The sequence below is a fragment of the Lactococcus allomyrinae genome (assembly GCF_003627095.1).
In the GTDB taxonomy this organism is placed as follows: Bacteria; Bacillota; Bacilli; order Lactobacillales; family Streptococcaceae; genus Lactococcus; species Lactococcus allomyrinae.
Genome location: NZ_CP032627.1, coordinates 2,551,563 through 2,570,809, shown reverse-complemented (window position 1 = coordinate 2,570,809; position 19,247 = coordinate 2,551,563). Strand labels below are relative to the sequence as shown.

Here is a 19,247-nt window from a genome sequence, read left to right as displayed (position 1 = left end):
CTCAGTAAACAGCTTTATTAATTAATTTAAAATGAGTACGAACTTGGAGATTGAGTATAAATCGCTGCTCTCTTTAGCAGAATATGACCAGTTAAAGAAGCTATTTACACATATTACCCCTGTTAGGCAGACGAACCATTATTTGGATTCTAAAGATTTTAAACTACGTAAAAAAAAGCTTGCTTTACGTATTCGGACTTTTGATAAATCCGCTGAAATGACATTGAAGGTGCCACAAGAAGTTGGAAATATCGAGTATAATATTGCTCTTACTCTTGAAGAAGCACAACAATTATTAGGTGAGCGAAATATCATTTGTGGGGATACCGACCTTAGTGAAATTTGTGAATTGCTTACCGCGCGCGATATTAATCTAGAAGAAATCACACTGATTGGTAGTCTGACGACGATTCGCTATGAGCAGCAACTTCCCATTGGACTTGCTGCGTTAGATAAGAATGACTATCTCGGACACACCGATTACGAATTAGAGCTTGAAGTAGAAGATAATACACAAGGAAAGAAAGACTTCTTTGACTTTCTTGAAAAAAATCGTGTTGAGTATCGTTTTTCAAAATCAAAAGTCGTTCGTTTTTTAGATTGTTTGCGTCATTTGCGTAAGTAGTTTTGCATAAAATTACTGACAGCTATTTTATCACTATTTTTGCAGAAAAATCAGCTATAAGTAAATTAAACAAGTCTGTCAGTATACTGATAAGTCTTTTATTCACTGATTCAAGGATTCGCTTAAATCTAATGTGACACAAAAAGACTGCCTAATTAGGCAGTTTTTTCAATTTGATAGAGATAATCTTGTAAGGCAAGATGAGAGCATTTTTCCATGTGTAAACATTCTTTGTCAGTAATGACAAGACTAGAGGGTGAAGCATGAAAATCATTTTCCCTGAAATCTTTTAAGTCTAATGACAAATGCCTTTTTGCAAATTGTCGATATTCCATAAAATCTGACGTCGATATGTTTAGTTTTTTTAAAATCTTTTGACGTATTTGGTCAGTATACTCCAATACCGTTATTTCAGACAAACAGTCTTGAAGGAGCAACAAAAACAGTCGCCCTTGTTTCCGTCCATAAAGTGTGACAGTAAGATAATCTAATGAGATTTTTTGTAAACGGTCGTGGCAGGCATTAAGCGATGCAACATTTTTAGGTAAATCTTCTACATCACGCAATTCTTTTGCAGCAGGCAGGGTCACAATGGGATGTAAGTGCCAATCGTTTTGGTCGAATCGCTCCAGATGGTCTAAAATAGGAGTGAAATAATAATGAATCTCCAACATAATTTTTTCCTTAGTTATCTAATACTATTTAAGTTTTTTAAATAAGAACTACTTCGCTGTGTCACTTTCTTGATTTTACTTGTCACTCATTCATCACGCAAAATCAGCACTAAAAGTAATCTTTTAAAGCATACAATCTCTATTACTGATGGATTGTCATCAGAGATATAAAAACAATAAGACTAATATACACGATAAAAACAATGACAAACCATACTGTCAATGTTATATCATTCAGAGCTTGCATCTCGTGTTGATTATTCTGTAATCTATACTAACCAACCTACTTGACTAATCTTAACAAAAAAATGTCCTACACTCAAATGATATACAAATGAACGTATTTTATAGATATAATTTTCTTGCTTCATTTTTTACATTATAAATACTAATCATAGTCTAGATTTTTTACTACTCAATCATGCCTCAAGTTCTTTTTTCACTTCTTGATTTGTCAGTAAAAATGCCTCAGAAAAGTTTTTATTCATCTCTTTAAGATGTCCTACACGAACTTTTTTTACAAACTTCAATTCTTCTAATTTTGGGAGGAGTTCAGAAAGTTGTGCTTCATCAACATAAAGCAAACTGTAATGTGCCTTTTGACTTGTATAAGCTACATCGCCAAATCTTGCTAACTGGCGAGTTCCCTTATAAGAATTACAATAAACATATATCGCTATTCGTCCTGGCACTTCTAATGGGCGAATTTCTTTTTTGTCAAACTGTTCCATGATGTCGTCCACGGTGTCCGCCTCCTTTCAATGGTAAATTTTCATCAACAATAATTTTTTCAGAAATACTACTTGTAATTTTTTTTGTCAGTACTGACAGAATGGTCTGGATATCATTTTCAGCCAAACGCAATGCATAAACCTTATCATCAACATTAACCTCTTTTTGCAGAGCTTTTAATTCTGGACGAAAAGTGATGAAATCTGCGTTCTCATTTAATAGTGCAATTTTTTCTTGGAGTTTTTCGTCATCCAAAAAATCCACTTTAGCTTGTCTATACGCCCTAACTTCGGGAAATTTAGCAAACTCTACAAGTAATTTGTCAATTAAGTCATCTATCTCTAGTAAATTTTCATCAATGATTAGCATGATTCTATTATATCAAGATGTGAGGCTTATTGTCCAGAATTCATGAAAATTAGGAAAAGACGGAGATGGGCTTTGCTCATTGGAGACTTTTGTCTATTTTCCTGAGTTCTAAGCAGACGAACTCAATTACAAGATGTGAGCAACACCGTCAAGAAGTGTAGAGAAATGCCAGTTGGCTCTTTGGGCTTTAGCACATAAGCCAATGGACAGTGTAATGTCGAAAGCACGGAGATAGAATAATGTGGTTCTGCTCGTAGAACAGGCCCCATTTTGTCTTTTCTCCTAGTTTCTGGTGTCGCGAACCCAGTTATATCAAGATGTAAAGTTAACTGTTCAGGATTCAATTATAACAAGATCTAAGCGCAATTACAATGAAAGTAGCCCTCACAATGCCTGTCAATCCCGAACGTTTTCTGTCAGTACTGACAGAAACTTTTTTTGGCACTTGAACTTATATTACAGAGTATGTTATACTATTTTTTATATTAATTAATAATTGTCAGAAAATTAAGAAAGAAAGTCAAAATTTTATGGAACAGACTACAGAAGGAAATCGTGGACTGCAGAATCGTCACATTCAACTTATCGCTATCGCTGGAACAATAGGTACAGGACTATTTTTAGGTGCTGGAAAAACAATTCGCATGACTGGACCTAGTATTATCTTCGCTTATATCATCATTGGTATTGCAATGTTCTTTTTCTTGCGAACCATCGGTGAAATGCTCTATCAGGATCCTAGCCAGCACTCATTTCTAAATTTCGTTACCAAATATGCTGGAACTCGGATTGGTTATTTTACTCAATGGTCTTATTGGCTTGTTCTTGTGTTTGTTTGTATTTCAGAGCTTACAGCAATTGGAACTTACGTTCAATTTTGGCTACCACAAATTCCTTTATGGTTGATTGAAGTCGTCATGTTAGCCCTACTTTTTAGTCTTAATACACTCAATGCTAGATTTTTTGGTGAAACAGAATTTTGGTTTGCTATCATTAAAGTTGCAGCCATTTTAGGGATGATTGTTACCGCAATTATATTAATGATTAGCCAATTTAGCTATACAACAACGATTCATCATGCTACCATACATGGCACAGTATCATTTGCCAATATTTTAAATGGTTTCCAACTTTTCCCACGCGGCGTTTGGAATTTTATCGGTGCTTTACAAATGGTAATGTTCGCTTTTACCTCAATGGAATTTATTGGGATGACTGCCGCTGAAACAGTCAATCCTAGAAAAACATTACCACGCGCCATTAACCAAATCCCAATCCGTATCCTTATTTTCTATGTTGGCGCTTTACTTGCAATTATGGCAATTTTTGACTGGAATAATGTCCCAGCAGATAAATCTCCGTTTGTTATGGTTTTCCAACTTATCGGTATAAAGTGGGCAGCTGCATTGGTTAATTTTGTTGTCCTTACTTCCGCAGGATCAGCTCTAAACAGCTCTCTTTTCTCCGCAACAAGAAATATGTATGCTCTTGCTAAGCAACACGACAGAGGTGGTTTAACTGCCTTTACAAAGCTTTCAAGACATGGTATTCCGCTTAACGCTCTCTATTTAGCAGGTGCATTGGCTCTTTTTGCTCCAATCTTAACACTGATCCCTCAGATAAAAAATGCTTTTGATTTCGCAGCTTCATGCACAACAAATTTATTTCTTATCGTTTATTTCATCACTGTCTTTAGTTTTTGGAAATATAGAAAATCATCTGATTTCGACCCAAATGGTTTTCTTACTCCAAAAGCAAAGATAACTGTTCCTTTAGTCGTTCTAGTTTTTGCTATTGTCTTTATTTCACTCTTTTTCAATTCAGAAACACTCTATCCAGCGATTGGTGCTGTGGTCTGGACAGTTCTCTTTGGATTATTTTCTTACTTTAAAAAAATAAATCCTGAAAATCTTTCATAAAAGGACTATAATAAATACATTATGAAAATAAATGAAAATACGGAAACACAAACACCAAACCGAGGACTCCAAAATCGACATATCCAATTAATAGCGATTGCTGGAACAATCGGTACAGGTCTATTTTTAGGTGCTGGAAAATCTATCAGCTTGACTGGACCTTCAATTATCTTTGTTTACCTTATCATTGGTGCATTAATGTTTGTACTTTTACGTGCAATTGGAGAAATGCTTTATCAAGACCCCAGTCAACACTCATTTTTGAACTTTGTTTCTCGATACCTGGGAGGAAAGCCTGGTTATTTCATCCAGTGGTCTTACTGGCTTGTCGTCATTTTCATGGCTATGGCAGAACTAACAGCGATTGGAACTTATATCAACTTCTGGTTGCCTCAGTTTCCCATTTGGTTGAGTGAAGTTTTCGTTTTGGCTCTGTTAACTGCACTCAATACACTTAATTCTAAGTTTTTTGGGGAAACAGAGTTCTGGTTTGGGATGATTAAGATTGTAGCAATTATTGGTTTAATTTTGACCGCTATTATTTTGATTTTTAGTCATTATCATACAGGTTCAAATACGGTTAGTTTAACAAATATTACCCACAATTTTCATCTCTTCCCCAATGGAATTTCCAAATTTTTTGAAAGTTTCCAAATGGTAATGTTTGCCTTTGTAGCTATGGAATTCATCGGAATGACTGCCGCTGAAACTGCCAATCCCAAACCAACACTCAAAAAAGCAATTAACCAGATTCCACTGCGCATTATTTTATTTTACGTCGGTGCCTTACTTGCAATCATGAGTATTTATCGTTGGCAAGATATTCCTGCTGATAAGTCACCATTTGTTATGATTTTCGAGCTTATTGGGATTAAATGGGCAGCTGCTCTAATTAATTTCGTTGTCCTAACTTCAGCGGCTTCTGCTTTAAACTCTGCTTTATTTTCAACAACTCGTAATCTTTACTCACTCTCAACAATCAATGGTGATAAAATCTTAAAACCATTTACAAAATTCTCAAAATCTGGAATTCCTATAAATGCACTATTTTTCACATCATTACTCATCTTTTTAACTCCTTTCATTTCAATGATTCCTGCCGTTTCTAATGGTTTTGTGTTCATCACAAGCGTTGCGACTAATCTTTTTTTGGTCGTCTATCTTATGACTTTAGTGGCTTATCTCAAATTTAGGAAATCTCCTGATTTTGATCCTAAAGGATTTATACTTCCAGGGGCAAAAGTCCTAGTTCCTATTGCAATACTTGGTTTTGGACTCATCTTTATCTCTCTTTTCTTCTTTAAGGAGACACTTGTTCCAGCAATTGGTTCAGTCATTTGGATTGTTGTTTTTGGACTTATCACTACATTTAGAAAAGCAAAAACAGTTGGATAACCAACTGTTTTTTGTTTGTTGTTTTGATTAATCTTCAAGCTCAAGTTCGATTTCTTCTGGTTCTTGAATTTCTTCTTTTTTAGCTTTTGTTGTCTTTTTTGCTTTGGCTGCTGCTTCATCCACTATAGTTTCTGCAGTCTCTCCGAGAAGTCCATGCGCAACGCGAATTTTGTGGTCAATCTCATCAAAGACTTCCTGATGTTCTTTGAGATATCCCTTAGCTTTTTCAGCTCCTTGACCGATTTTTTCATCATTATAGGCGAACCATGCTCCCGATTTTTTGATGATTCCTTCATCTACTGCAATAGTCAGCAACTCCCCTGTCTTTGAAATTCCTTCACCAAACATAATGTCGACAAGTGCCGTTTTAAATGGTGGAGCAACTTTATTTTTGACAACTTTAATCTTTGTGATTTTACCAAGCGCCGTTTTGTTATCTCCCGTTCCTTCCTCAATTTTTGTCGAGCCACGAACGTCAAGACGAACTGATGCATAGAACTTGAGCGCGCGTCCACCAGGCGTTGTCTCAGGTGAACCAAACATCACACCTACTTTTTCACGCAATTGGTTGATAAAAATTGCCGTTGTTTTTGTTTTGTTGATGTGTCCTGCAAGTTTACGCATCGCTTGAGACATCATACGAGCTTGTAAACCAACTGAACTATCACCAATTTCTCCATCAATTTCAGCTTTGGGAACGAGTGCTGCAACTGAGTCGATAACAACAAGATCAACTGCTCCTGATGTAATCAGTTTTTCAGCAATTTGAAGACCTTGTTCACCAAAGTCTGGTTGTGAGAGCAAGAGTTCATCAATATTAACTCCAAGTGCTTTTGCATATTCTGGATCAAGTGCATTTTCTGCATCGATATAGGCCGCAATACCGCCCTCTTTTTGAACAGCTGCAACAGCATGGAGCGCGACGGTCGTTTTACCAGATGATTCTGGACCATAGATTTCGATGATACGTCCTTTAGGATATCCACCAGCACCAAGTGCAATGTCAAGTGCAAGTGAACCTGAGCTTACGACTGATACTTTTTGATTAGCTGCTTCTCCGAGACGCATGAGTGAGCCTTTCCCAAAATCTTTCTCAATCAATGCAAGTGCATCAGCTAATGCTTTATCTCGCTCTGCTCCGTATTTCTTGGTAATATCATCAAAATTTGTTTTTTTCTTTGTTGCCAAAATTTATCTCCATCTCTTCTTTTTTGTTCAACTTGTGAAGTCAGTTCTACTTTTTTAAACAGCCTTTTAGTCAGCAGGTGTCGTTAAGCAGTCATACTTCTTAATTAGTGCGACCCTGCTCCAAAGTTTCACTTCGTCTGTGGATCGCCTAGTTGTTACACTGGGGGCTTTATAGCTTATGTTCAAGGACAACACAAGGTTCACTTTTTTATCGCAAATCTCTATGTGGTACATCAACAAAATATGAAACAACTTACCGTCTAATTATAGCATTTTTCACGATTTTTTATAAGTCCCTAGCGCTATTATTTTATACGTTTTTTATTGAACTTTGTCACTTATTCTTTTAATTTTTAATCAAAATATTTTATGTTTTTTATAAGTATACTGACAGAATACCGTCAGTGCTTATTGTTTTTGACAAGTTGGGCAAAAGTGTGTCCCACGACCTCCTACCTTGATTTTCTCAATCGGTGTACCGCAGCGTACACAAGGTTCACCTGTCTTACCATAGACTTTCAACTCTTCTTGCATTGTCCCCGATTTACCTAGTGCGTTAGCATAAGTTCGAACTGTTGAGCCGCCAAGTGCCACTGCCTGTCCCAAAAGCTCAATGATTTCATCGTGTAGGAGGTGGATTTGCGTTTTTGTCAGCACTTTCGCTATTGTTTCTGGGTGAATCTTTGCCCGCCACAAGACTTCATCTACATAGATATTGCCAAGTCCCGCTACAAGTGTCTGTTCTAAGAGATAGGGCTTTATTTTCTTTGTCGAATGTTGCAGTTTTTTTAAGAAAATGGATTCGTCAAAAGCTTCATAAGTTGGCTCTGGCCCTATTTTTTTACTGACAAAATAACCCGAAAGTTTGTCAGCGCTTATCAGCTCCCATGTCCCGAATTTTCTTACATCAGCATAAATTAATTGGCTATCAGTAAATTTTACGGCAATATGGTCATGCTTTTCAATCGGTTCTTCAAGTCCAATCAATCGATATTTTCCTTCCATTCGTAAATGTGAAATTAATCGAAATTCATCGTCAAACTCAAAGATTAAATATTTCCCTCTTCTCGTAACTCCCGTAATCACATGATGGGTTAATTTAGTTTTTAAATCATCAAAACCTGTCAAAATCATGCGTGGATAGTTTGATTCTACTGACTGAATTTTTTTACCCACTACGATACGCTCCAAGCCTTGACGGACATTTTCAACTTCTGGTAATTCTGGCATAATTCAATTTTTCCTGACGAGCAGGACTCCCTTCTCCATTGATATTCTAGTACAATATTCACATTTTAAATTTCTGTAACTCTTTCAATTCGTCGCAATTGTAAATACTAACTTTCAACCTAAAGGTCAGCACTGACAGAAATCAAAATTACTGACAGAATATCTGTCAGTAATCATTTTAACATTTATATCACGAATTAACCGCATCCCTTGTTCTTAGCTACTTGCCAGAGTCTCCATAATTTGACAAAACACGTGCTGAGGGATCTTTCACTTCCTCACCTACCCATTTTGAATTTGGCATCCAGAAGTCAACAATCCAACCATCGTATCCAGGATAAAATTCTTCAAAAATATCACGATAAAGTAGTGATTCTTTAGTAAAAGGTGTGTGCGAAGGGTACTTTTCTTTAGCCGCAGCTAATTCTTCATCAGTGTATTTATTTTCTGCAAATTCTTTCAAATAATCAACCATTGAATGACCAACGGCATCTGAAAAAGCAGCTTTTTCGCGGAATAAAATCTCATCTGGCAAAAGCTCTGTCCCCTCAAAAGCATGGCGCAGCAAATATTTCCCTTTACCATAGGTGTTGAGTTTACGTTGTGGATTAATAGACATCACATAGTTTGCAAAATCCAAATCTGCAAACGGTACACGCGCTTCAAGTGAATGTGCCGCCAAACAACGGTCAGCACGCAAAACATCATACATATAAAGCTCGTGAACTCTTTTAGATGCTTCATTTTGAAATTCGTTCGCATTTGGTGCAAAGTCTGTATATTTATAGCCAAACATTTCATCTGAAACTTCGCCAGTCATCAGCACTTTCAAATCTGTATTCTCACGGATGTATTTACAAATCAAATACATCCCAATGGAAGCACGAATCGTTGTAATATCCCATGTTTCCAAGTGCCAAATGACATCACGAAGTGCACCAAGTACATCATCTTTTGTCATTAAAACTTCTGTGTGGTCTGTCCTCAAGAAATCAGCCACCTCACGCGCATATTTCAAATCAATAGGGTCAGTTTCCATCCCGATTGCAAAAGTTTTAATCGGCTGCTCCAATTCCCTAGCGGCAATCGCACAAACCAAGGATGAATCAAGACCACCAGACAATAAATATCCCATCGGTGCATCAGCGTGTAGCCGTTTTTTTACTGCACGTTCTAATTTTCTACGAATATGCCCTGAAATCTCTGCAAGAGGTTCTTCTACCATCTGTTTCACTGCTGAAATATCATGATACACATAAAACTCATCATTTGCATAATAATATCCTGGCGGAAATGGTGAAACCTCACGGCAAGATTTTACAAGCGCTTTAGCCTCTGAGGCAAAACAAATCTTTCCTGTTTCTTTGGCATAGCCGTAAAACATTGGGCGAATCCCAAACGGATCACGTGCCGCAAAAGTTTCACCCGTATTTTCATCAACTAACACAAAGGCAAATTCTGCATCTAACATTTTCACCATGTTTTCAATCCCTTGTGTTTCAAACAATGGAATCAACACTTCACAGTCTGAATTTCCAGCAAACTCATAACCTTGAGTTTCTAAAAACTTTCGTAAAATAATAAAGTTATAAATTTCACCATTACACATCAATCGCTTGCCGTTCAAGCCAAATGGTTGCCTACCACATACCGACAAATCCATAATCGACAGACGATGAAAACCAAAATCATTTCCCAGTGTATCACGGACGTGCTGTTGATCATCTGGCCCACGATGCTCTATCAATTGCAAATTTGCTTTAAACTCCGCTATCGCCAAATCAGATGTTCCCATAAATAAAAATCCGCACATAATTTCCCCCAATAATCATAATTTTCAATATTATATCACAATTATCAGAAAAATTCATAAAAAATGTAAAACTGACTATTAAATCAATATCCGTCAGCACTGAAAAAACTGTCAGTACACTGACAGCCTTGATTTACCACTTTTTCGTTTTCACATATAGTCGTCTTTGTTATAGCCAAAGTCAGCCAAATCCATCTTACGATCACGCCAGTCGTTTTTGATTTTGACCCAAGTTTCGAGATAAACCTTGTCGCCAAGCATAATCTCAATATCACGTCGTGCCATTTTACCGATTTTGCGGATCATATCGCCACCTTTGCCAAGAATAATCCCTTTTTGAGACTTGCGCTCCACAATAATTGTTGCCATGATATGGATTTTTCCAGTATCAATGTCACGCGTCATCTGATCTGTAGTCACAGCAATACTATGTGGCACTTCCTCACGCGTCAAAAGCAAGATTTTCTCACGAATCATCTCACTGACCAAAAAACGCTCTGGATGGTCAGTAATTTGGTCTTCTGGGAAGTATTGTGGTCCTTCTTCCAATTTTTCTGTAAGTGTTGACAAAAGTCGGTCAGTGTTATTACCCATTTTCGCGGAAATGGGCACAACTTCTGCAAATTCCATTTGTGACGTATAATCGCTGACAATCTCAAAAAGTCGATCAGGATGCACTTTATCAATCTTATTAACGACCAAAACGACTGGAACTTCTGCTTTTTTCAGACGTTCAATAATCATGTTTTCCCCAGTAGATCTTGGTTCATCGGCGGCTACCATAAATAAAACCACATCGCATTCACGCAAAGTAGAATAAGCAGACTGCACCATAAAATCGCCTAGTGCATTATGCGGTTTATGAATTCCTGGCGTATCAATAAAAATGATTTGTTCATTTTCTGTCGTATAAATCCCTTGGATTTTATTTCTCGTTGTCTGTGGTTTATCTGACATGATGGCAATTTTCTGCCCCATCACGTGATTCATAAATGTAGATTTCCCCACATTTGGACGACCTAAAATCGCCACAAAACCTGATTTAAATTTGTTATTTGTCATAGCGCTATTATACAAGAAGTGGACGTTACCGTCAAGAAGCGTCCTCAAAATATCATCATATGCTTCTATCAGCAGTAGTCAGAGCTTAAAAAATCTGTCAGTATACTGACAGATTTATTCTTGAATTTATTTATCGCCACGACTGCGCATCACGAAGCCAGCTGCCTTTTCAGTGCCCGTTGTCCGCTTACGAGGTGTTTTTTCGCCTTGTTTGCGGTCATCAAAGCGACGGTCATCGCGTTTTCCTCGGTAACCACCGCGATTTTCATCACGATCACGACTCCAGCGTTTACGATCACCACCACGTTCACCATCGCGATTTCCGCCACGGTAGCCACCTCGGTTACCTTCACGATCACCATTTCCTCTACCCTTATAACGGCCGCCACCTTTGCCTTTTTTCTTAAAGCCTTGACCTTCACCGTTAAATGGTAATGGACGTTCAGCCGTAATTTTCACTTCTTCTTGATTATCTGGGTCTTTCACTCGACCTTGAAGTAGCAAGGATACCAATTCTTTAGCATCAAATTGTTCCAACAACTTCTCTGCTTGCTTGTCAAATTTTCGAAGAGCAGTTTTTGCAGATTCATCTGTCAAATCACGCAAAACATCATCCATTGCAACAGCCAACGAAGCACGGTAAGCTTCCTCTTTTGTTGGTGGTTTCAAGCCTTTCATTTCTTTGTTGGTCAACTTTTCAATGGCACGTAGGTAACCCATTTCGTTATAAGACACAAAAGTTACTGAACGACCAGATTTACCAGCACGACCAGTACGACCAATCCGGTGAACGTAGCTTTCTTGGTCCTGAGTAATATCATAGTTGTAAACGTGCGTCACACCTGAAATATCAAGTCCACGTGCCGCCACGTCTGTTGCTACCAAAACGTCAATGTGTCCTGCTTTAAAATCACGTAAAACAGCAAGACGTTTATTCTGATCCAAATCACCATGAATACCCTCAGCACGATAGCCACGCAGTTTAAGTCCACGAATCAACTCATCTACACGACGTTTTGTCCGTCCAAAAACAATCGCAAGTTCAGGACGTTCCACATCTAACAAGCGTGTCAAAATATCAAATTTTTCAAATTCTTTTGTTTTGATAAAATATTGATCAATACGGTCAGCTGTCATTTCCTTCGCTGCAATTTTGATATGCTCAGGATTTTTCATGAATTTCACACCGATTTTCTTGATATCCGCGGGCATCGTTGCTGAGAAAAGCAAGGTTTGACGATCAGCTGGCGTATTTGACAAGATAAATTCAATATCTTCCAAAAATCCCATATTCAACATTTCGTCCGCTTCGTCCAAAACCAAAGTGCTGATGTGGTCAATTTTCAAAGCTTTACGTTTAATTAAATCCACCAAACGTCCAGGTGTTCCAACTACGATATGCGCACCAGACTTGAGTGCTTTGATTTGTTTTTCAATACTTGAACCACCAAAAACAGTACGAACTTTAAGTCCTTTTGATTTCCCGAAGCGGAAAAGTTCTTCCTGACCTTGCACAGCAAGTTCGCGCGTAGGAGCAATAACAAGTGCTTGAACAGCTGGGTTCTCAGGATTGATTTTTTCAATCGTTGGCAGACCAAAAGCCGCTGTTTTTCCTGTCCCTGTTTGAGCTTGACCAATCACATCACGACCCGCAAGTGTGAGCTGAATCGTTTGCTCTTGGATTGGAGTTGGCTGTTCATAGCCTATTTCTGTAAGTGTATTTACGATACCTTCTGACAGGCCGAGTTCACTAAATTTCAAATTTTCACCTATATTTCTAAATTTTGTCTTCCGACAATTCTTCTATTACAGCATCCGAAATGCTTGATACAGGCGAAATTTGTGTGACCCGCCTGACGTAACTTATCTATTATAGCATACTTTTTCATCTGAAAATGCTTACGGTATTTATTTTTTTGAAATTTTTTTCACTAATCACTTTCTGTCAGCACTGACAGAAAAAATGGTATACAAAAAATTCCTGTCAGTACTGACAAGAATTTTTTTAACTCAGTAAACACACATTTTTAGTCTAATTCCCTTATTGATAAAACTGTCACTTCAAAACTCAAACTGAAAACTGTTCCATCAACTCAACATCAGGGTACTTATCCTTGAACCAACGCATTGCAAATTCATTCTCAAACAAGAAAAGTGGATGACCAAAGCGGTCACGTGCCAAAATGTTGCGTGAACTAGACATTTTTTCATCTAAATCTTCCTCTTTAATCCAGCGCACTGTCTTAGCACCCATTGGTGTCATCACCGTTTCAGCATTATATTCACGTTCCATTCGGTCTTTAAATACTTCAAACTGCAATTGTCCGACAGCTCCCAGCATGATATCACCAGTCGTAAAGCTTCTGTAAAGCTGGATGGCACCCTCTTGCACAAGTTGCTCAATCCCCTTTTGAAACGACTTCTGCTTCATCACATTTTTAGCCTGAACACGCATGAAAAGTTCTGGAGTAAACGTTGGCAAAGGCTCAAAAGCCTTTTTCAACTTACCTGTTGTCAATGTATCGCCAACCTGATAAGTTCCTGTATCATAAACCCCAATAATATCACCAGCCACCGCATTTTCAACATTTTCACGAGTCTCTGCCATGAACTGTGTGACATTAGATAGCTTCACCTTTTTTCCCGTCCGAACTAAGTTCACATCCATTCCACGTTCAAATTCACCTGACACAATCCGTACAAAAGCAATACGGTCACGATGTCGTGGATCCATATTTGCCTGAATTTTGAAAATGAATCCAGAAAAATCAGGATTTAAAGGCTCAATTTCTTCATCATCTACTGTTTTATGTGAGTGTGGCTCAGGGGCATATTCCAAGAAAGTTTCCAAGAAAGTCTGCACACCAAAACTTGTTAACGCCGAACCAAAAAACACAGGAGTCAACTGTCCAGCAATAACTTTCTCTGCCTCAAATTGATTTCCAGCATCTAAAAGTAGCTCAGCATCTTCCAAAGCCTGAGTAAAAAATGGATTCTTCGTCAACGGATGGCTACTAGGTACTTCCCCATTAGCATCAAATTCGACAAAGCGCTCACCATCGTCAGGTTGATAAACTTCAACCCGACCATGCGTAAAATCATACAACCCTTGGAAATTTTTCCCCATTCCAATCGGCCAATTCATTGGCACAGAAGCAATCCCAAGAATTTCCTCCAACTCAGAAAGTAAATCCAACGGCTCACGACCATCTCGGTCAAGCTTATTAATAAAAGTAAAAACAGGAATACCACGACGTTTCACAACTTGGAAAAGCTTTTTAGTTTGTGCCTCAATCCCTTTTGCACTATCAATGACCATCACAGCAGCATCCACTGCCATCAGAGTTCGATAAGTATCTTCTGAAAAGTCCTCATGCCCCGGAGTATCCAAAATATTAACTCTTTTACCCGCATAATCAAACTGCATGACAGATGAAGTAACCGAAATTCCCCGCTCTTTCTCAATATCCATCCAGTCAGACTTAGCAAAATTACCAGTCTTACGCGCCTTAACAGTTCCCGCTTCACGAATGGCACCACCAAACTTCAACAATTGCTCAGTAATCGTTGTTTTACCAGCATCCGGGTGACTAATAATCGCAAAGGTGCGCCGTTTTTTTATTTCTTCTGCTACATTCATTTTAAATCATCTAAACTTTCTCTTGTATTTATTTTCATAGAATCTTTATTATTCTCTACATCGGAATACTCCCTCAGATAGTTTTATATTAAATGATAATCATTTTTATCTATTCTTATATACATTTAATCACACTCAAATTTCACAACGCAAAATCAGTACCTCAATACATATTCTGCTAACACTCTCCTTATGATTCACCATCTCCATGCTATCTCACTCTATCCTTTTTAATTATTTCAATTCCCACTTCAGCACGAACAGAAGATAAAATAAGTAAGCGCAAAATCCTGACAAATTTTAAAATGAAACAAGCATAATAACTAAAAACATTTAATTGATTAAAAAATTCTGTCCCGTCAATTATATCAAAATTCCAGCTAATTTTATAGCATATTTTTGCTTAAATTTATTACCACAAAAAATGAGCCTGTCAGCTACGACAGACTCGGAAAACTTAAATAGCCGATTTTAGGGTGCAGCTTGGACACCATATCTATCTATAAACCCCCACTCCCAGAGGTTTAGTTTATCTTTTAGTAAATACTAAAGAGATAAATTAAATAGCTTATTAAATAAGGTTATTCTTATACTCAGCAGCCTCAGCTTCTGTAGAAAAGACGAAATGCCCCGGCTCAATCTCACGCATTTCACGCTCTTGACCATCTAGCTCAGTAGTAGGGTCATAGACAATCGGTGTCCGGCCACGTTCAGAAATTGGATCTGGTGCAGGAATAGAACTCAACAAACTCTTCGTATAAGGATGGATAGGGTGATTATAGACCTGATCAGAAGTCCCAATTTCCAAAATTTTACCCCAATGCATAACACCAATACGGTCAGAAATGTATTTTACCATCGACAAATCATGAGCGATGAAAAGATAAGTCAAGTTTTCTTTCGCTTGAATGTCTTTCATCAAGTTGACAACTTGTGCTTGAATAGACACGTCAAGGGCAGAAATAGGTTCATCCGCAACAATAAACTTAGGTTTTACGGCCAAAGCACGCGCAATCCCAATCCGTTGACGTTGTCCACCAGAAAACTCATGTGGATAACGCGTCAAATGGTCTCGATTCAAACCAACCAGTTTCAATAGTTCTTCAACTTGTCTTGTACGGTCTGCTTCATCTTTAGCCAAACCATTCACATCAATTCCTTCAGCAACAACATCTTTAATCCGCAAACGACCATTTAAGGAAGCTTGTGGGTCTTGGAAAATCATTTGTGCTTGCGAACGAAAATCTCTAAGCTCTTGTCCTTTAAGGTTTCGGACATCTGTTCCGTTGAAAAGAATATCTCCACCAGTAATATCTTTATCATAAAGTTTTAAGATTGCTCGACCAATCGTCGTTTTACCCGAACCAGATTCGCCAACAAGACCAAATGTTTCTCCTTCATAGATATGGAACGAAACATCATTTATCGCTTTATTTGCGTTACGTTTTCCTTTGTTAAAAGTCAAGTCAAGATTCTTGAGCTCAACCAATACTTTTTTATCTTCAGCCATTATTCCGCACCTCCTGAAATCTTAGCCCAGCGCGCCCAACGCGCTTTAATATTATCAGAAGGGTCAACCTTTGGTGCTCGTTCATCAAGCAACCATGTTTTCGCAAAATGCGTAGGGGATACTTCAAAAAATGGAGGTTCTTCTTCAAAATCAATATCAAGAGCATATTTATTCCGCGCTGCAAAAGCATCCCCTTTCGGAGGATTGAGCAGGTCAGGAGGTGTCCCTGGAATAGAAACCAAACGGTCAACATCTGTTTCTACTGTAGGCATAGAGTCCAATAATCCCCATGTATAAGGATGTTGCGGATTGTAGAAGATTTCCTCAACCGTCCCATATTCTACAATTTCCCCTGCATACATTACCGCAACTTTGTGTGCAAATCCAGCTACAACTCCAAGGTCATGAGTGATGAACACAATAGATGATTTAATACGTGCTTGCAATTCAGCCATCATATGCATGATTTGTGCTTGAATTGTCACATCAAGTGCTGTAGTAGGCTCATCTGCAATCAAAATTTCTGGATCCGCTGCAAGTGCAATTGCGATAACCGCACGTTGACGCATCCCACCTGACCATTGGTGTGGATAATCATTAATATGTTCTTCTGCTTTAGGAATACCAACTTGCTTCATCAGTTCCAACGCACGTGCTAAAGCATCTTTTTTGCTCATTCCTTTATTGTGCTTCAACAAAGGTTCAGCGATTTGTTTCCCAATTTTCATTGTTGGGTCAAGAGAAGTCATGGGGTCTTGGAAAATCATTGATATTTCATTTCCACGAAGCGCTTGCCATTCTTTCTCTGTATTTTTAAGAAGGTCTTTACCTTTGTAAAGTAATTGTCCTTCAGGGATTTCAGCATTTGGTGCATTCAAACCCATCAAGGTTTTAGTCGTTACAGATTTCCCAGAACCCGATTCACCAACGATAGCCAAGGTTTGACCTTTTTCTAAACTAAAAGATACATCACGAATAGCCTTAACTTGTCCAGCATATGTTTTAAAGTTTACATGTAAATTTTTTACTTCTAAGATTGTTTCTTCAGACATTTCTCATTCTCCTTTCATTATTAATCCGCAGATTTAGGGTCAAACGCATCACGAAGCCCATAACCAAAGAGGAAGAATGAGAGTGACAAAAGACAGAGGACAACAGCTGGCACAGCAAGTTGGAATGGATAAAATTGCAAACTTGAAATACCGTCAGAAATTAATGAACCAAGCGAAGATGTCGGCGGTTTAACTCCAAGGTTGATCGCAGATAACGTAGCTTCAGCGAAGATAACCGATGGAATATCAAACATGATTTGAACGATGACAACGCCAAGCATATTAGGAAGTAAGTGACGCACCATGATTCGGAAGGTAGACTCTCCCAAAGTACGAGCAGCAAGAACAAATTCCCGCTCTTTCCAACTCAAAGTCAAGTTACGTACCTGTCTAGCAATCCCTGTCCAAATAAACATACCAATCGCCAAGATAATTGAAGTAACCCCTTGACCAAAAAGCATCCCCAACATTGTTACGATAACTAGATAAGGAATAGATGAAATGATTTCGATAATCCGCTGCATCACATTATCGACTCTACCACCGACCCAGCCTGAAATCAAACCATAGGTAATACCAATGAAGATATCAAAGAGAATCGCTGCAAAAGCAATCAAAAGTGAGATACGCAAACCAACAACCGTACGTTTTGCCAACGACCGTCCAAGATTATCTGTCCCCAAAATAAACGAAGTACCTTTTGGAACATTTTGGTCTTTATAAACATTAGAAGCTTCTGAGTTACCTGGTGGGGTAAACCTACCATCAAATCCAGGAATTCCAAGATTACCAATTTTAGGAGGCAAATTCTTATAAACTTGTACTTTATTAGGGTTAAAATTATTCGCTGCTTTTTGAGGAACAAGTACAGTTGAAACCAGTGCAAAGAGCAAGGTAAAGACAACGACGACCATCGCAACAACTGCAATTTTATTTTTCTTAAATCGACGCCAAGCATCTTGCCAGAAAGTCAGAGCAGGTTTTGAGATAAGTTCCATATCGTGAGAACCTTTGGTTCCCACAAGGGTAAATTTATTATTAACATTTTCCATTTTTCTACTCTCCTTTCTAGTCCAATCTTACACGTGGGTCAACAAATGCTGTGATAATATCCGTCACAAGAATCATAACCATCAGCATCGCTGCATAAACGATTGTCGTCCCCATAATAACTGGGAAGTCTTTAGATGGGATAGATTGAACAAATTGTTGACCAATACCAGGAATACTGAAGATTGTTTCGATAAGAACCGAACCGGTCAAAAGAGCAGCTGTCATTGGACCAATCAAGGTAAGCATTGGAATAAGAGAGTTTCGAAGTGCATGTTTCCAAAGTACCTCACTACTTGATAAACCTTTAGCTCTAGCTAAGAGAATATAGTCAGAACTTAAAGACTCTATCATTTCAGAACGCACAAATGCTGTCACTTGTGCCATAGAAGCTAGAGAGAGGGCGATTGCAGGCATGACAGATGTTGAAGCTCCGAAACCATCCCAACCTGTAACTGGCAAGACATTTAATGTATAACCAAAAAGCAAGAGTAATAAAGTACCAACAACAAATGAAGGAACTGAGAAAGCAAATGTTGAGATGACTGACAAAAGTCCATCAACCCAAGTATTGCGATAACGGGCAGATAATACACCAAATAGGACACCGAAGACAATGGCAATAATCATCGCTTCAACACCAAGCTGGGCAGAAACTGGCAAACGTTGCGCAATCATCATGCTAACAGGTTGGTTCATGTAAGTAAAAGATGTACCAAAGTTACCTGTAAAAGCATGACCCAGATAAATCAAATACTGTTGCCAAAGTGGTTTGTCAAGTCCATAAGTAATCATCAACGCATGAACTTGGTCTGGTGATAATTTGGGATTATTGAATGGTGTCCCTGGCATAACTTGCATTAAGAAGAAAGTTGCTGTGACAACCAAGAAAAGAGTGAGCACCATCAAAAGGACGCGCTTCAAAATATATTTAACTAGCATAATTTAAGTTTTCCTATAATAACACGAAAAAGTAGGTGCTACGAAG

At 38.2% G+C, this 19,247-nt stretch carries 16 protein-coding genes; 3 read left to right on the top strand and 13 right to left on the bottom strand.

The window, feature by feature from the left end; translation table 11 throughout:
* Window positions 1-31 precede the first annotated feature (31 nt).
* The gene (locus D7I46_RS12290; RefSeq protein WP_120773134.1) at window positions 32-625 is read left to right on the top strand and encodes a CYTH domain-containing protein; all 594 of its coding nucleotides are present in this window, start codon (window positions 32-34) and stop codon (window positions 623-625) included.
* Between the two features lie 155 nt (window positions 626-780).
* On the opposite strand, the gene D7I46_RS12285 is transcribed toward D7I46_RS12290, so the two are convergent.
* The 3 genes from D7I46_RS12285 to D7I46_RS12275 form a co-directional block, all read right to left on the bottom strand.
* Complete coding sequence (locus D7I46_RS12285) at window positions 781-1,299, bottom strand: DsbA family protein (protein WP_120773133.1); 519 nt, start codon at window positions 1,297-1,299, stop codon at window positions 781-783.
* A gap of 419 nt (window positions 1,300-1,718) precedes the next feature.
* Window positions 1,719-2,030: a YlbG family protein gene (locus tag D7I46_RS12280; protein ID WP_120773132.1), complete on the bottom strand. Its 312-nt coding sequence runs from the start codon at window positions 2,028-2,030 to the stop codon at window positions 1,719-1,721.
* On the bottom strand, window positions 2,017-2,400 hold the full coding sequence (locus D7I46_RS12275; protein WP_120773131.1) for a YlbF family regulator: 384 nt from the start codon (window positions 2,398-2,400) through the stop codon (window positions 2,017-2,019). The genes D7I46_RS12280 and D7I46_RS12275 overlap by 14 nt, the downstream gene beginning before the upstream one ends.
* Before the next feature lie 530 nt (window positions 2,401-2,930).
* On the opposite strand from D7I46_RS12275, the gene D7I46_RS12270 reads away from it, so the two are divergent.
* Window positions 2,931-4,319, top strand: a complete 1,389-nt coding sequence (locus D7I46_RS12270) for an amino acid permease (RefSeq protein ID WP_120773130.1) — start codon at window positions 2,931-2,933, stop codon at window positions 4,317-4,319.
* 21 nt (window positions 4,320-4,340) lie between these two features.
* Window positions 4,341-5,714: an amino acid permease gene (locus tag D7I46_RS12265; RefSeq protein ID WP_120773129.1), complete on the top strand. Its 1,374-nt coding sequence runs from the start codon at window positions 4,341-4,343 to the stop codon at window positions 5,712-5,714.
* A gap of 27 nt (window positions 5,715-5,741) precedes the next feature.
* Here D7I46_RS12265 and recA read toward each other — a convergent pair whose 3' ends face one another.
* The 10 genes from recA to D7I46_RS12215 form a co-directional block, all read right to left on the bottom strand.
* The gene (recA, locus tag D7I46_RS12260) at window positions 5,742-6,902 is read right to left on the bottom strand and encodes a recombinase RecA (protein ID WP_120773128.1); all 1,161 of its coding nucleotides are present in this window, start codon (window positions 6,900-6,902) and stop codon (window positions 5,742-5,744) included.
* A gap of 408 nt (window positions 6,903-7,310) precedes the next feature.
* Entirely contained in the window at window positions 7,311-8,132 is an 822-nt protein-coding gene (gene mutM / locus D7I46_RS12255; RefSeq protein ID WP_120773127.1) for a DNA-formamidopyrimidine glycosylase, read from the bottom strand.
* Between the two features lie 220 nt (window positions 8,133-8,352).
* Window positions 8,353-9,945, bottom strand: coding sequence for an asparagine synthase B (asnB, locus tag D7I46_RS12250; RefSeq protein ID WP_120773126.1), 1,593 nt, complete (start codon window positions 9,943-9,945; stop codon window positions 8,353-8,355).
* A 150-nt stretch (window positions 9,946-10,095) separates the two neighbouring features.
* A complete protein-coding gene (gene era / locus D7I46_RS12245) occupies window positions 10,096-11,007 on the bottom strand; it encodes a GTPase Era (RefSeq protein ID WP_120773381.1) in 912 nt (303 codons plus the stop codon).
* Window positions 11,008-11,133: 126 nt separating this feature from the next.
* Entirely contained in the window at window positions 11,134-12,768 is a 1,635-nt protein-coding gene (gene cshA / locus D7I46_RS12240) for a degradosome RNA helicase CshA (protein WP_120773125.1), read from the bottom strand.
* Window positions 12,769-13,075: 307 nt separating this feature from the next.
* A complete protein-coding gene (locus D7I46_RS12235) occupies window positions 13,076-14,647 on the bottom strand; it encodes a peptide chain release factor 3 (RefSeq protein WP_120773124.1) in 1,572 nt (523 codons plus the stop codon).
* Between the two features lie 571 nt (window positions 14,648-15,218).
* Window positions 15,219-16,157 carry an ABC transporter ATP-binding protein gene (locus D7I46_RS12230; protein ID WP_162930908.1) on the bottom strand — a complete coding sequence of 313 codons (939 nt, stop codon included), beginning with the start codon at window positions 16,155-16,157 and terminating at the stop codon, window positions 15,219-15,221.
* Complete coding sequence (locus tag D7I46_RS12225; protein ID WP_120773122.1) at window positions 16,157-17,209, bottom strand: ABC transporter ATP-binding protein; 1,053 nt, start codon at window positions 17,207-17,209, stop codon at window positions 16,157-16,159. The genes D7I46_RS12230 and D7I46_RS12225 overlap by 1 nt, the downstream gene beginning before the upstream one ends.
* A gap of 20 nt (window positions 17,210-17,229) precedes the next feature.
* Window positions 17,230-18,261, bottom strand: coding sequence for an ABC transporter permease (locus D7I46_RS12220; RefSeq protein WP_120773121.1), 1,032 nt, complete (start codon window positions 18,259-18,261; stop codon window positions 17,230-17,232).
* 16 nt (window positions 18,262-18,277) lie between these two features.
* The gene (locus D7I46_RS12215; protein ID WP_120773120.1) at window positions 18,278-19,201 is read right to left on the bottom strand and encodes an ABC transporter permease; all 924 of its coding nucleotides are present in this window, start codon (window positions 19,199-19,201) and stop codon (window positions 18,278-18,280) included.
* Window positions 19,202-19,247 lie beyond the last annotated feature (46 nt).